Source organism: Paenibacillus sp. FSL R7-0163 (assembly GCF_037969975.1).
GTDB lineage: Bacteria > Bacillota > Bacilli > Paenibacillales > Paenibacillaceae > Paenibacillus_AQ > Paenibacillus_AQ odorifer.
In genome coordinates, this window is sequence record NZ_CP150224.1 from 6160517 (window position 1) to 6175499 (window position 14983).

Genomic DNA, 14983 nt, shown 5'->3' on the forward strand with positions numbered 1-14983 from the left:
AAAATGGAAGACACTAGTGCAGTGAAAACTATTCTTTCAAAATATTTATTTTATTTTATGAAGCATCGCTCATTCAAAAAGCAACAAAAAGAGCAAGAACTTCTGGAATAGAAGCCCTTGCTCATTTTTGAATTCAACCTATTCTAAGTCAGTGTCTTCGTCCTCAGTCAGAGTCTCAGGCTGATCAATATCGCCAGATTCCTCGACTGTATCTTGCCCATCCAGGCCTTCTTGCCCTTCCAAGCCTTCCAGACCTTCCACTTCCTCAGATTCATCCTCTTCGTTCTTGTCAGCTCTACACAGGGTAGCTACTGCGTCATCCTCGCGGATGTTAATCAGCTTAACCCCTTGAGCGTAACGGCCCATAGTAGAGATTCCATCCATGCTGGTACGAATCAGGGTACCGCTAGTCGTAATGATCATTAAGTCTTCATCCTTCTTAACGACCTTAAGACCCACTACAGGACCATTCTTATCGGTGAGATTAATGGTCTTGATCCCTTTACCACCACGAGTCTGGGAACGATAATCACCGGCTGGTGTCCGTTTACCATAACCCTTGGTAGTAACAATCAGAACCTCAAGCTCTTTATCTACACAGTCCATACCAATGACATGGTCATTACCGTCAAGCGTAATGCCCTTAACGCCAGTCGCGCTACGTCCCATAGAACGCACATCATTCTCTGAGAACGTAATCGACATTCCGCGAGCTGTACCGATAATGAGATTTTGCTGTCCATCAGTCAGCTTAACCTCGATCAGGGAATCTTCTTCACGAAGATTAATAGCAATAAGACCGCCTTTACGGATGTTATTATAATCCCCAAGAGGCGTCTTCTTCACGATACCCTCGCGGGTAGCAAAGAACAAATATTTGTCGCTATCGCCATCTTCCACTTGGATTACCGCACTAATCTTCTCACCTTGTTCGATTTGAATCAGGTTGATGATTGGTGTCCCCCGGGCTGTACGACCCAATTCTGGGATCTCATAAGCTTTAATCCGGTATACTTTACCCTTATCGGTAAAGAACATCAGATAGTTATGAGAGTTACTCACGAAGAGATGCTCCACAAAATCCTGGTCCTTGGTGTCCATCCCCATGACTCCGCGACCACCACGCTTCTGACTGCGGTAGGTGCTGACAGGTAGACGTTTGATATATCCTGTATGTGTAATAGTGATAACAACCTCTTCACGTGGAATAAGGTCTTCATCCAGGATACTTTCTTCACCAACCGTAATCTCTGTCCGGCGTTCATCAGAATATCTATCACGGATATCCTGCAGCTCGTTGCTGATGATTTCCAGTACAAGATGCTCGTTAGCCAGAATTTCACGGTACTCTGCAATTTTAACGATCAATTCGTTATATTCATTCTCGATCTTTTCCCGTTCCAGACCGGTCAGACGTTGCATCCGCATATCGAGGATAGCCTGAGCCTGCTCTAAACTGAGGCTAAAGGTGCTCATTAATCCTTCGCGGGCTATATCAGTTGTCCGCGAAGCACGGATTAACGCAATCACTTCATCCAGATGATCAAGCGCAATGCGCAGACCTTCTAAGATATGAGCGCGTGCTTCAGCTTTTTTAAGATCAAATATAGTACGACGACGAATAACTTCAATCTGGTGCTGCAAATAATGATAAAGTACATCACGCAGATTAAGAATTTTCGGCTCGTTATTTACGATGGCAAGCATGTTGATCCCAAATGTGGATTGCATAGAAGTATGTTTATATAGATTGTTTAATACTACATTTGGATTAACATCGCGTCTCATCTCAACAACTACACGCATACCATTACGGTCAGACTCATCTCGAAGATCCGTTATACCTTCGATCCGTTTCTCACGTACTAATTCTGCGATTTTTTCAACCAATCTTGCTTTGTTAACCTGGTATGGAAGCTCATGCACAATGATGCGAGCCTTGCCGTTGTTCTCTTCGATCGTTGCCTTCGCACGCATGGTTACTGAACCACGACCCGTACGATAAGCCTGACGAATGCCCTCACGACCCAAAATATATCCAGCCGTAGGGAAATCCGGACCTTGGATAAACTCCATCAATTCCATTGGCGTGATATCAGGATTCTTAATCATCGCCTGCACACCATCGATAACTTCACCAAGGTTATGCGGTGGAATATTAGTAGCCATACCTACAGCAATACCAGATACCCCATTTACGAGCAGATTCGGATAACGGGCTGGCAGTACAACCGGCTCATTCTCTTCACCATCATAGTTGGGTGCGAAGTCAACTGTCTCTTTGTTCAAATCACGAAGCATTTCGCCTGCAATCTTGGAAAGACGGGCTTCTGTGTACCGCATCGCCGCGGCCATATCACCATCAATCGAACCAAAGTTCCCGTGACCGTCTACAAGCATATAGCGCATCGAGAAATCCTGAGCCATCCGTACCATTGTTTCATAGACAGCTGAGTCACCGTGAGGGTGGTACTTACCGATAACCTCACCGACGATTCTTGCAGATTTCTTATGAGGCTTATCCGCAGACATTCCAAGCTCCGACATCGCAAACAAAATGCGTCGGTGAACCGGCTTGAGTCCGTCCCGCACATCTGGCAAAGCCCGGCTAACAATGATGCTCATTGCGTAATCCATAAAGGATTCACGCATTTCCACGCCAATGTCCCGATCTTTGACTTGTGGGTTATTTTGTTCAGCCATGAGTTGCTGGACCTCCTTCAGTTAAAAAACCGCTACCCTTAATTATATTACTTTCACAAAAGTAGCACAATTAAACATGATAGCCTTTTATCTTCTAATATTGATTTCTTTTTGCGCTTATCAGGGTATTTGCCCTTTCCGCAAATATCTTTACTACATAGACTGTAAAGACAAGAAACACGGTTTTATTATCCTAATATCGTTCGATAAGGCATAACCCCATATCCTTATATTATACCATTGTTTAGGTAGCTTGTCCTGATTTTCAGCTGTCAAAGATTATGCTGCCACTGCATTTTTTACAACAAGGAACCCAAAGGACCTATTCCTGCACAAAACTCATAAGGAGGAAGATAATGAAGATTCAACGCGTCCCAAGCAAATGGGCTAAAACGAAAGTCATCCTTCAAAATCACTCTCTATTGCAATATGTGCCTGATACCCGTAAATTCGATGTCAATGCTCTTAAGGAAATGCTTGCGTTATATACAATGGTCTATATTAAGCCTGATCGAGGAAGTTATGGTATCGGTGTAATGAGAGCTGAGCAGCGTACTGTAACTCTTAGCACTAGCAAACAGAAAGCTGAACACGGTACCGACCTCGATAACGTCAATAAAGAAGAGCCCGAAGAACAGATCTTGTATATTTTAAGATATGGGAAGACTGCGGAAGTGTTTTTCTCACCAGAAGAGCTGTATGAGAACTTACAGAAACGAATTCAGAATCGAACCTATTTGATTCAAAAAGGGATTGACCTTCTGCGTCATCAAGACCGCCCTTTTGATCTTCGGGTTCTTACCCAAAAGACTCCATCAGGAGTATGGGAAACAACAGGAATGCTTGGAAGAGTAGCTGCCCCTCAAAAAATCGTCACCAATTATCACAGTGGAGGCAGTATCCTTTCCGTAAGTACTCTACTAAAAAATTATATGCCGCCCTCTGAAGTCCTAGTTACGATCAATCACTTAAAAGCTTTGGGTATACAAATCGCGACACAGCTTCAATCTGCCTATCCAGGAATCAAAGAGATTGGTCTGGATATTGCCATGGATCAACATCTGGATATGTGGCTGCTGGAAGTCAACACTCTTCCGTCCATTGCTGTATTCAAATTATTTCCTGATAAATCAATCTATCGTAAAATACATCGCTATGCCGTAGCCTATGGACGTGTAAAAGCAAGAAAATCCCCTTATTCGACCCGCAATAAACAATCTACAAGAGCCTAAAAAGAAGCTTGAAATCAAAGAACCTCCAGCGTTCTCATTCCGTTAGGAATAGAAGCCGGAGGTTGTATTAAATATTGTTCTTACACATCAAGGTATCTAACGTTCTTGGCATGCTCATGGATAAAGTCACGTCTTGGTTCAACATTGTCACCCATAAGTGTATCAAAAATACTATCTGCCAGCATCGCATCTTCAATCGTAACCTGGAGCATCATACGGGTCTCTGGGTCCATCGTTGTGTCCCAAAGTTGGGTTGCATTCATCTCTCCCAAACCTTTGTAACGTTGGACGTTAACCTTCGCATTTTCTCCAAAAGAAGCGATAATATCATCACGTTCCTTCTCGCTGCCTGCGTAGCGGATAACCTTATTGCGCTCAATCTTAAAGAGAGGAGGCTGTGCAATATAGATATAACCCGCGTCTACTAGCTTCCGCATGTAACGATAGAAGAACGTTAGTAATAGCGTTCTAATATGGGCTCCATCGACGTCGGCATCGGTCATAATAACGACTTTATGGTAGCGAGCCTTCGATAAGTCAAAGTCATCGCTGATCCCTGTGCCCAAAGCCGTAATGATGGCGCGAATCTCGGCGTTAGATAAAATACGGTCAAGCCGAGCTTTTTCAACGTTTAGGATCTTACCACGCAACGGTAGAATCGCTTGGAAATGGCGATCCCGGCCTTGCTTAGCCGATCCACCCGCTGAGTCACCTTCGACGATGTATAGTTCGCTGATCGAGGCATCCTTGGATGAACAGTCGGCGAGTTTACCAGGCAGAGCACTGACTTCAAGCGCACTCTTCCGACGGGTTAACTCACGTGCCTTACGGGCAGCTTCTCGTGCGCGTGAAGCGGAAAGTGATTTCTCAAGAACGCGACGTGATACTGCTGGGTTTTCTTCCAGGAACTCTTGTAATTTCTCTCCGAACAGTGATTCTACGATACCCCGCACTTCACTATTTCCGAGCTTAGTTTTCGTTTGACCTTCGAATTGTGGATCTGGAATTTTGACAGAAATAATGGCTGTCAATCCTTCACGCACGTCATCACCAGTCAGATTCGAATTGCTATCCTTCAGTACTCCCGCTTTACGAGCATAATCGTTGATGATACGGGTCAGCGCACTTTTAAAGCCGGATTCATGCGTTCCGCCCTCATGCGTATTAATATTATTCGCAAAAGAGTAGATGTTCTCAGTATACGAATCGTTATATTGGAGAGCCACTTCAACTTGGATCATATCGCGTGAGCCTTCCACGTAGATCGGATCCTCATGTAGTGCTTCTTTTTTCTCATTCAAATATTTCACATATTCAACGATACCACCCTCGTATTTGAACACGTTGGTGACATCCGTCCGCTCATCATGAAGCGAAAGCTCGATTCCTTTGTTAAGAAAAGCTAGCTCCCGAATACGAGTAAGCAGTGTCGAATATTCAAAAACTGTGGTTTCCGTAAATATTTCAGGATCCGGATGAAAGGTTGTAGTCGTTCCTGTCTCATCTGAATCGCCAACAATTTTGATATCATACTGCGGTGCACCGCGTCTATATTCCTGTTGGTAGATATGACCGTCACGTTTGACCTTAACAAGGACCTTTTCAGACAAGGCATTTACTACAGAGATACCCACACCATGCAAACCACCGGAAACTTTATATCCGCCACCGCCGAATTTACCGCCTGCATGCAGCACGGTCATTACGACTTCAAGCGTCGACTTCTTAAGCTTTACATTCTCACCTACAGGTATGCCACGTCCATTATCGATAACAGTGATCGCGTTATCCTCATGTATAATCACTTGAATCCGGTCACAATAACCTGCGAGTGCCTCATCGATACTATTATCGACGACCTCCCATACCAAGTGATGGAGACCTTTAGAACTAGTCGAACCAATATACATGCCCGGACGTTTCCGAACCGCTTCCAGCCCTTCCAGTACCTGAATCTGGCTCTCATCATATGTCGGTTGATTCATTGACATGCCTTCACCTACTTCTTTCTGATTATCTCTTTGTTACCAAATGCAAGTTATATTTCGAGCAAAATTTTGGCTCTTTTTTTAAGAGTGGAGGAGGAAATGGGGGAGTAATACACGATATTTTTAGTTACGACAATAGATTTCGCTTCCTCTTCGCCAATCCGCTCAAGCTTCTTATCCTGCTCAGAGTGAATAACGAATTGCTTAGATACCTTGGAAGATTTCTCAATCGAAATATCAAATATAGCAATTAACTCCGAAGACCTAATGATCTTCTCCCCGCCCAAATGAATATACATGATCGTCCTCCGCTCTTTTATAACTCAACTTTTCCATCATGAACATGAAATAGGCTGGCGCCCTTTAATTTATCGGCATTCAGACCCTCAATTCCGGTAGCGGTAATGAATGTCTGTACCTTGCTTTGAAAGGTTTCAATAAGCTGGGTCTGGCGGTAAGGATCAAGCTCGGATAAAACATCATCAAGAAGCAGCACAGGATATTCTCCGATTTCTTCATGGATCAGCTCGATTTCCGCCAGCTTAAGCGATAAAGCCGTGGTACGCTGCTGTCCTTGAGAACCGTAGACCTGAGCTTCCCTTCCGTTGATAAAAAAGGACAGGTCATCCCGATGGGGACCCGTCAGCGTCATGCCGCGCCTGATTTCTTGTTCTCTCGTTTGTGATAACTTTAACATAAAATTGTCTAATAAGACAGCTTCATCTTCCTCATCCCGATCGCCGAAAGAGGGGACATAGAGCAATTTCAGTTCTTCTCCGCCGTTCGTAATCCCCCGGTGAATGCTTTCAGCCCATATTTGCAGCTTCTTTATGAATTGTTTCCTTTTTTTGACGATTTTAACACCATGCTCTACAAGCTGAGCATCCCAGATTTCCAAAAGCTCTTTCCCTGCAGCCTCTTTTCCCCATAATTGCTTTAAGAGATTACCTCTTTGCAAGAGAATTTTTTGATACTGCTGTAGGTGAAATAGATAACTAGGCTGGACTTGGCCGATCTCCATATCAAGAAAACGCCGTCTGATGCCAGGGGTTCCTTTTACAATCTCTAAATCTTCCGGTGCAAACATGACCACATTCAGAGATCCAACAAACTCACTAAGGCGCCGCTGCTCCAAGCCATTGATCTTGGCTTTTTTACCTTTGGCAGACAGGGTAAGCTCCAGCTTGAGATCGCCATACTTTCGTTCTACCTCGGCAACGATCTGAGCTGCATCTCCGGGGGCATCGAAGGAGATAAGTTCGCGGTCCTTAGAGGTACGGTGGCTTTTGGTCATCGCCAGGACGAACAATGCCTCCATGAGGTTTGTTTTGCCTTGGGCGTTCTGACCCAGAATCAGATTCACATCGCCCAGGCTCTCCAGACGCAGCAGCCCGTAATTCCGATAATGCTGCAGACCGATATTTTTAACAAACACGAAATGGTTCCTCCCCTAGCGTACTACTCTTTTACTCCTCCGCCTTCAACCTCAAAGGTACCGTTATCCTGCACTTCGATTTTGTCACCCGGATAAAGTTTTCTGCCGCGCCGTTCCTCTACCTCTCCGTTGACCAGTACGTGACCTTCCTGCAATAAAGCTTTGGCCATTCCACCTGTGGATACACAATCTGCGAGTTTCAGAAATTGGTCCAGCTTAATGTATCCACTGTGGATAAGTATTTTTTTCATGGTTTTTATCCTTTCAGCCACTTATCCACATGTTCATGAATGTTGGCATTAATTTGTTGTACGGTAAGGCAAAATGATATACAAGCTATTGGTTTGGTCAAGTGGTTTCAAAATGATTGGACTCATCATCCCTGTAAATGCAATAACGAGCTGCTCACTCTCTATGACCTTTAATACATCTAGCATATATTTCGAGTTGAAAGATATTTTGAGAGGTTCACCTTTGAAATCAATGACTTCAAGTTCCTCACGAACTTTACCCAGCTCTGATGAGCTTGAAGAAATTTCAATACCGCCTTGATCAAGCGTCTGCATACGAACAATATTTGTTTTCTCTTCCCGGGACAGCAAATAAGCACGATCAATCGATTCGCTTAATTTTTTTGTATCTAAAGTTAGTTCTGTTTTGTAGGTTGTTGGAATAATTCTAGAAGTATCAGGATAAATCCCATCAAGGATCCGTGAATAAAACAGTACTTTGTCGATTTTGAAGAGAACTTGATTATCCGCAACGACAATATCAACCAGCATATTTTGGTCAGGGATAATTTTGCTGAGCTCATTAAGGGTTTTACCGGCAATAACAATATTTCCGAAATTGACATTTTCTGTGCCTTCAAGTTTAGCAGCTCTTGTTGCCAAGCGGTGACGGTCAGTCGCTGTAAACTTAAACTCATTGTCGCTCAGATTCCATAGTATACCCGTTAATATCGGAGTTGTCTCTTGGGTAGAAATAGAAAAGGCTGTTTGTTTAATCATATTTTTCAGCAAATCACCTGGTAGAGAGATCGTGTCATTCTCTTCAATGCTCGGCAACACTGGGAATTCTTCAGGGTCTAAACCTACCATCTGAATCTCAGTGGATCCGGAAGAAATGTACGTTTGGAATCCTTCTTTTACTTCCATGTGGATTTCTTTGGAGGGCAGCTTCTTAATAATCTCGACGAAAAATTTAGCGGGAAGAACAACACTTCCTGGCTGATCTATCTTCACGATGGTGTGGCTGTCATTCTCTGCTGGAATAAACGATTGAATAGAAATATCGGTATCACTTGCAGTTAATGTGACGCCTTGATGGCTAACTTCCAGTTTAATACCGGTCAAAATAGGGATTGTTGTTCTGCTGGATATAGCTTTGGATACGTGTTGAATGGATTCGTTGAGCTCATTTTTAAGAATGCTTATTTTCATGATTTCACTCCTAGCTGAAAAATTGGGAATTTCGATGGATTTGAGTCTGTTAATTACGCGTCTTTACATGATGAATTATTATAGTTATTTAATAGTATTAGTAGTAGGGGCGACGAATATGTGGATAACCCCACCAAACAGCATAAAATTAAGCCTACCCACATGTGTATAGATTGTGTATAGGCTCTTTGTTCCTCTTAGGAAGGATTTTTAATTTTCTCCGCAAGATTATTTACCACTTTGTACAACTCCTGATCGACCTTTAATGCCTGTGTAATTTTATCGTGCGCATGAATGACGGTCGTATGGTCACGTCCTCCGAAAGCCTCACCAATCTTAGGCAGTGAATAATCCGTTAGTTCACGGGATAGATACATTGCGATTTGACGTGGAAACGCTACGGCTTTGGTTCTTTTGCGTGCTTTGAAGTCTTCAAGGCGCAAATTGTAGTATTCTCCGACTTTTTGCTGAATATCAGCGATGGTGATCATCTTGGGACGACTGGAAGGAATAATATCCTTGAGCGCTTCAGCTGCCAAATGCGTGGTTACATCCTGGTTGGTAAGCGAAGAATAAGCAACTACCCGGATTAATGCACCTTCAAGCTCACGAATATTGGTGTCAATCTGGTTGGCAATATACATCATGGCCTCATTAGGGATATCAAGGTTCTCTGCCTTAGCCTTTTTGCGTAAAATCGCAATCCGGGTCTCCAGATCTGGTGGTTGAATATCCGTAATCAAGCCCCATTCGAACCGGGAACGCAGCCGTTCTTCCAGTGTGGGAATTTCCTTTGGTGGTCGGTCGCTGGAGATGATAATTTGCTTGCGTTCTTCGTGGAGCGCATTGAAAGTATGGAAAAACTCCTCCTGTGTAGACTCTTTTCCAGCGAGGAATTGAATGTCGTCGATAAGCAAAATGTCAACATTACGATACTTGTTACGGAAGCTTTCACCGCGGTTATCACGGATCGAATTGATAAATTCATTCGTGAATTTCTCAGACGAGATGTAAATTACCTTGTTATTTGGGTTATGTTCCAGGACATAGTGCCCAATTGCGTGCATCAAATGGGTTTTGCCCAGACCTACACCACCGTATAAAAACAAGGGATTGTATGCTTTGGCTGGTGCTTCGGCCACTGCCAGTGAGGCTGCATGCGCAAAGCGGTTCCCAGAGCCGATTACAAAGGTGTCAAAAGTGTACTTTGGATTAAGCAGATGCGTTTGTGCTTCTTCTCTTGATACTACGGGAGTCGGAGCGGATTGCTGAACCACAAGCTCAGGCGGCTTGCTTTCTTCAATCACGAATTTTACATCCACTTGTTTCCCCGTGACTTCGTAGACGGTTGCTCCTACCAGTTTGGTGTAACGACTTTCCAGCCATTCTACAGCAAACGTTGTAGGTGCCGAGATAATGAGAACCTGGGAGTTGAAGGTTATCGCTTTAGTAGCCTTAAACCAGGTATCAAAGCTCGGCTTGCTTAATTTGGTTTGAATAATCGATAAAATTTGCTGCCATAATTCGGAAGTATGGCTGTCCACAGACTGTCACTCCTTTAAATCTTCCAAATGTGGCATCAGCCATGAAGTGGAAATGTCGAAGAAAATAGGTTGGTGCTGATATTTATCCCCAGTAGGCAATATGAAGAGACAAAAAAATATGGATAAATTTGATTTGTTCACAACTTTATCCACAGCTTGTTGATAATTAAGAGAACAAACAAATCTATTCACATTCAAAAGTAATACCATCATAGCAAAACGCCCCTTATTTTTCAATGAGCAGGGCTATTTTATCCACAAATTCAAGCACTTGTGTACAATTATTAGGAACACCACTACATATTGTTGATAATTTGTTTACGGTTCGACACTTTACGCCAAAGGTTCGATAATTTTATACACAGGTTGTGCTCAACTGTGAGCAGTCGACTTTATTTTTTGATCACAGGTGGATAACTGTCATATCTTGTGGATTACTTTTTTTCTGGGGAGAGTTGTGGATAAACACCTGAGCTTGAGGGGGAGGAACAAGCCGGTTACTAGGTTGACTTTTGCTCATAAAATATGTTTAAATATATAAAGGTGTTTTCTGTAAGGATATGTCTCGATATATAAAAATGATGATTCTTGTAGATACTGTCCCTACTATAAGGACGGCTTAGTCCGTTTCTGCTTATATGACAGTAATTAAGTTCCTGTAAGGGAGGTGCAATTATGAGACCGACATTTAGACCAAATGTGAGCAAACGTAGTAAGGTTCACGGTTTCCGTAAAAGAATGAGCACGAAAAACGGCCGTAAAGTGCTGGCAGCTCGCCGCTTGAAAGGCAGAAAAGTTTTGAGTGCGTAAGTTAGGCCACTAAGGGACCACTGCGGTGGTCTTTTTTTACTGCTTTTTATTATTATTGCTCTGCAAAAGTCTAGGATCTCGCTTAATGCGCTAGCTACACTTTGCGGGGCTATTTAACGTATATTGAGAAATATTTTGTGAGAAGTTGAAATTATTTTTCCTACTATATATAGAAGCTTAATTTCAGCACAGCAAATGTGGTCGTTTATGGCTGCTTGCAAATGCCTATACTATTAGAAGAAAAAATTCGGAGGGACACTTAAACCGGATTTTTATGAAGGAGATTCCCGTGCACAAAAAGTTACGTTTACGAAACCGTGCCGACTTCAGTCGTGTATACCGCCATGGGAAGTCATTTGCGAATCATCAATTTGTAGTGTATTGGTTTGGCAAAAAAGAGGTAGAGCGATTTAGAGTAGGTGTGTCTGTTAGCAAAAAGGTCGGAAACGCGGTTGTCCGTAACCGTATGAGAAGATTAGTTAAGGAAATCGTCCGTCACCATGAACCCGAGATTGCAGGTGGCTTAGACATGGTGTTTATCGTAAGAAAAGGAGCGCTTTCCATGGAGTATGCAGAGCTCGAAAAAAGTGTGCTGCATGTGCTTCGTAAAGCCAAGCTACTCAAGGCTTCCCGCAAATAAAGGGTGCTTAAGAGGCTTGTTTATTTGTATTCATAATTATGGTATGATTTACGGTGGAATGGAATGTTTAAGAGAGGGGTTTTGAAGTGTCTCTAATGAAGACTAGACGAGGAAAATGGTTTCTCCTCATCACGGTAATGGTGTTGTCGTTAGCTGTTCTGTCGGGATGCGCTCCGTCGACTGCTGTTACGCACACTACGGAGGATTTGAAGAATGGAGGCTTCTGGCAAAGTAATGTAGTGTATTATTTCGCCATTGCCTTGGACAAGTTTGCAGATTGGTTTAACGGAGAATATGGTTTAGCCGTACTTGTGATGGTTATTATTGTCCGCACGTTGATTCTTCCGCTTACTATTAAACAGGTGAAGAGCTCGCGTGCAATGCAAGCCATTCAGCCGGAACTCCAAAAGATCCAGAAAAAATATAAAGACACACCTGAAAAGGTGCAGCAAGAAACAATGCGTTTGTTCCAAGAAAACAAGGTTAACCCAATGGCGGGTTGTTTACCGCTGATCGTTCAAATGCCTATCTTTATCGCTCTCTACAACTCGATCTACTATAATCCACATTTGCGGGAGCACACCTTCTTGTGGCTGGAGCTAGGTAAACCGGATCATCTGTTTATCTTACCAGTGCTAGCAGCATTAACAACATTTATTCAAACTAGAATGATGACCAAAATGAATCCAGTGCAACAACAAGGGCCAATGCAGTTCATGATGATGATCTATCCAGTTCTGATCTTCGTTATGTCGTACAACTTCCCTGCAGCCTTGCCACTATACTGGGTGTACAGTAACCTTTACACTATTATTCAGAACTACTTCTTATACCGCAACAACGATAAACACAAATTGGCAATCGCAAGTGCTGTAAAAAGTACAGATGACTCCAGTCCTGCTCCGAAGAGCAAAGGCGGCAACAAGTCATCGAAGGGAGCCAAAAAGTCAAAATGAGCAAAGTCGTCGCAACAGGGAAAACCATTGAAGAAGCTGTAGAACGGGGACTAACCCAGCTTGGAGTTCAAAAGGACCGGGTAACGGTCAACGTACTTGAGCAGCCATCAAGAGGATTCCTGGGATTGATCGGTGCGAAAGGTGCCAAGGTTGAACTAACCTTGATAGCCGAAGCCGCACCGGCATCAGCGGCGAGTGCTCCGTCACTGCCTCAACAGTCAGCAAGAGAGAGCAAACAGGAGGCCATCGGCGGTGTGCCACGCCAAGATTCCGGACAACCGGTGGAGGAAGCTTACCAAGAAGCCGTTCATTTCATTGTGGATGTCGCTAAGAGCATGGGGCTCGAAGTGGAGGTAGAAATCGTCCACACCAAGGAATCCACGATTCTGCAAATTTCCGGTCCAGATTTGGGACTGTTAATTGGCAGAAGAGGACAAACTCTCGATGCTCTACAGTATTTGGCTAATATTGTAGCTAACCGTTATTCCGACAGTTTTATACGGCTTGTGTTAGATGCAGAGAACTTCCGTGAGCGCCGTAAAAAAACGCTTGAAGAGCTGGCTGATCGTTTAGCCGGACGTGTAATTCGCACTCGTAAAGAGGTTGTATTGGAGCCAATGTCTCCTCAGGAGCGCAAGATTATCCACTCCAGGTTACAGGATCATCGGCAAGTGAGTACCCTCAGTAAAGGCGAAGAGCCAAATCGCCGCGTCGTTATAACCTTGAAGTAAAGACTATATGGATGCAATGACTCCTTGACCAATGTAAGGGGTCATTGTTTTTTTAAAAATAAAAGAACGTTTCTATTCAAAAAATATAAGTTTTGGGGTGAAAAACAGCATGCTTAGTGACACCATTGCTGCCGTATCGACGGCATTAGGCGAGGGAGGAATTGCTATTATTCGGGTAAGTGGCCCACAGGCTATTTCCCAAGTGGCACCATTATTTCGCAGCCGAATTCCATTAACTGAAGCGGAATCGCATACCGTTCATTACGGACATATCGTCAGTCCTGATAGCGGAGAGAAGATGGAAGAAGTGTTGGTAACCGTTATGAAAGGACCACGTTCTTTTACGACCGAGGATGTAGTAGAGATCAGTGCTCATGGCGGTGTGATTTCTGTAAGAAGAGTGATGGACTTACTTCTGCAGCAGGAGATAAGGTTAGCCGAGCCGGGGGAGTTCACCAAGCGTGCTTTCTTGGGCGGACGTATCGATTTATCGCAGGCTGAGGCTGTTATTGATCTGATTCGCTCTAAGTCTGACCGGGCTTTTTCTGTAGCTTTAAAACAGGTTAGCGGATCCTTATCGGATCGAATTCATGCTTTACGCCACACACTTATTGAGATGCTGGCTCATATTGAAGTGAATATAGATTATCCAGAACATGATGTAGAATCCATGACAGCTGAATTTATTAAAGACAAAAGCAGTGAGGTTATGGAGGGAATAACAAAGCTGCTTAAGACATCTAATGAAGGAAAAATACTTCGTGAAGGGATTACGACAGCTATTGTCGGACGTCCGAACGTTGGTAAATCATCATTGCTAAACGCATTAGCTCGTGAGAATAAAGCGATTGTAACAGATATTCCGGGAACAACACGTGATGTAATAGAAGAATTTATAACGATAAATAATATACCGCTTAAGCTGCTCGATACTGCGGGAATTCGTGAAACGATGGATGTTGTTGAGAAAATTGGGGTGGAGCGCTCCAAAGCGGCAGTTAGTGACGCCGACCTGATTCTACTTGTGCTGAATGCTAATGAAGAGCTGCATGAGGATGAATTGGCATTGATGGAACAAATACACGGTAGACAGTGCCTAGTAATCATGAATAAAATGGACTTACCGTCCAAACTGGATAAGGATAAGTTGCTCTCGTTTTTTGAGGAGTCTAACATTGTACCGATGTCCGTTCTGGAAGAGGAAGGTCTAGACAAACTTGAAGATGCCATTTCGACACTCTTTTTTGGTGGAAAGCTGGAATCGGGTGACTTGACATATGTGAGTAATGTGAGACATATAGCCCTGCTCAAAAAAGCCTATAAATCACTTCAAGACGCATACGATGCTGCAGAACAGTATATACCGATTGATATGATTCAAATCGATGTACGGCTCGCATGGGAACAGCTTGGGGAAATTATTGGAGATACAGCAGCTGACTCTTTGTTAGACCAAATATTCTCACAATTTTGTTTAGGAAAATAAGATTCACGATTTAATA

13 protein-coding genes are annotated in these 14983 nt (G+C 43.4%); 6 read left to right on the forward strand and 7 right to left on the reverse strand.

Annotated features, from left to right (window positions below; translation table 11 throughout):
* Positions 1-138 precede the first annotated feature (138 nt).
* Positions 139-2703 carry a DNA gyrase subunit A gene (gyrA, locus tag NST45_RS27070; RefSeq protein ID WP_339824258.1) on the reverse strand — a complete coding sequence of 855 codons (2565 nt, stop codon included), beginning with the start codon at positions 2701-2703 and terminating at the stop codon, positions 139-141.
* A 356-nt stretch (positions 2704-3059) separates the two neighbouring features.
* On the opposite strand from gyrA, the gene NST45_RS27075 reads away from it, so the two are divergent.
* Positions 3060-3935: a YheC/YheD family protein gene (locus tag NST45_RS27075; RefSeq protein WP_076282221.1), complete on the forward strand. Its 876-nt coding sequence runs from the start codon at positions 3060-3062 to the stop codon at positions 3933-3935.
* 80 nt (positions 3936-4015) lie between these two features.
* Here the strand turns inward: NST45_RS27075 and gyrB are convergent, their stop codons facing one another.
* The 6 genes from gyrB to dnaA all read right to left on the reverse strand — a co-directional run bounded on the left by gyrB (position 4016) and on the right by dnaA (position 10344).
* Complete coding sequence (gene gyrB / locus NST45_RS27080) at positions 4016-5926, reverse strand: DNA topoisomerase (ATP-hydrolyzing) subunit B (RefSeq protein WP_036677726.1); 1911 nt, start codon at positions 5924-5926, stop codon at positions 4016-4018.
* A 47-nt stretch (positions 5927-5973) separates the two neighbouring features.
* Entirely contained in the window at positions 5974-6222 is a 249-nt protein-coding gene (locus NST45_RS27085; RefSeq protein ID WP_036677731.1) for an extracellular matrix/biofilm biosynthesis regulator RemA family protein, read from the reverse strand.
* 17 nt (positions 6223-6239) lie between these two features.
* On the reverse strand, positions 6240-7358 hold the full coding sequence (gene recF, locus NST45_RS27090; RefSeq protein ID WP_036677733.1) for a DNA replication/repair protein RecF: 1119 nt from the start codon (positions 7356-7358) through the stop codon (positions 6240-6242).
* 23 nt (positions 7359-7381) lie between these two features.
* Positions 7382-7609 carry a S4 domain-containing protein YaaA gene (gene yaaA, locus NST45_RS27095; protein WP_036677736.1) on the reverse strand — a complete coding sequence of 76 codons (228 nt, stop codon included), beginning with the start codon at positions 7607-7609 and terminating at the stop codon, positions 7382-7384.
* A 48-nt stretch (positions 7610-7657) separates the two neighbouring features.
* Positions 7658-8800 (reverse strand): DNA polymerase III subunit beta, encoded by a 1143-nt coding sequence (gene dnaN, locus NST45_RS27100; protein ID WP_036677739.1) that lies wholly within the window; start codon positions 8798-8800, stop codon positions 7658-7660.
* Between the two features lie 197 nt (positions 8801-8997).
* The gene (dnaA, locus tag NST45_RS27105; protein ID WP_036677741.1) at positions 8998-10344 is read right to left on the reverse strand and encodes a chromosomal replication initiator protein DnaA; all 1347 of its coding nucleotides are present in this window, start codon (positions 10342-10344) and stop codon (positions 8998-9000) included.
* Positions 10345-11019: 675 nt separating this feature from the next.
* Here dnaA and rpmH point away from each other — a divergent pair.
* The 5 genes from rpmH (at position 11020) to mnmE (ending at position 14967) form a co-directional block, all read left to right on the forward strand.
* The gene (gene rpmH / locus NST45_RS27110; RefSeq protein ID WP_036677745.1) at positions 11020-11154 is read left to right on the forward strand and encodes a 50S ribosomal protein L34; all 135 of its coding nucleotides are present in this window, start codon (positions 11020-11022) and stop codon (positions 11152-11154) included.
* A gap of 289 nt (positions 11155-11443) precedes the next feature.
* Positions 11444-11794, forward strand: coding sequence for a ribonuclease P protein component (rnpA, locus tag NST45_RS27115; RefSeq protein ID WP_036677842.1), 351 nt, complete (start codon positions 11444-11446; stop codon positions 11792-11794).
* A gap of 86 nt (positions 11795-11880) precedes the next feature.
* Positions 11881-12750 carry a YidC/Oxa1 family membrane protein insertase gene (locus tag NST45_RS27120; RefSeq protein WP_036677747.1) on the forward strand — a complete coding sequence of 290 codons (870 nt, stop codon included), beginning with the start codon at positions 11881-11883 and terminating at the stop codon, positions 12748-12750.
* Positions 12747-13481: an RNA-binding cell elongation regulator Jag/EloR gene (gene jag / locus NST45_RS27125; protein WP_036677749.1), complete on the forward strand. Its 735-nt coding sequence runs from the start codon at positions 12747-12749 to the stop codon at positions 13479-13481. The genes NST45_RS27120 and jag overlap by 4 nt, the downstream gene beginning before the upstream one ends.
* 109 nt (positions 13482-13590) lie before the next feature.
* The gene (mnmE, locus tag NST45_RS27130) at positions 13591-14967 is read left to right on the forward strand and encodes a tRNA uridine-5-carboxymethylaminomethyl(34) synthesis GTPase MnmE (RefSeq protein WP_038573972.1); all 1377 of its coding nucleotides are present in this window, start codon (positions 13591-13593) and stop codon (positions 14965-14967) included.
* Positions 14968-14983: the final 16 nt, after the last annotated feature.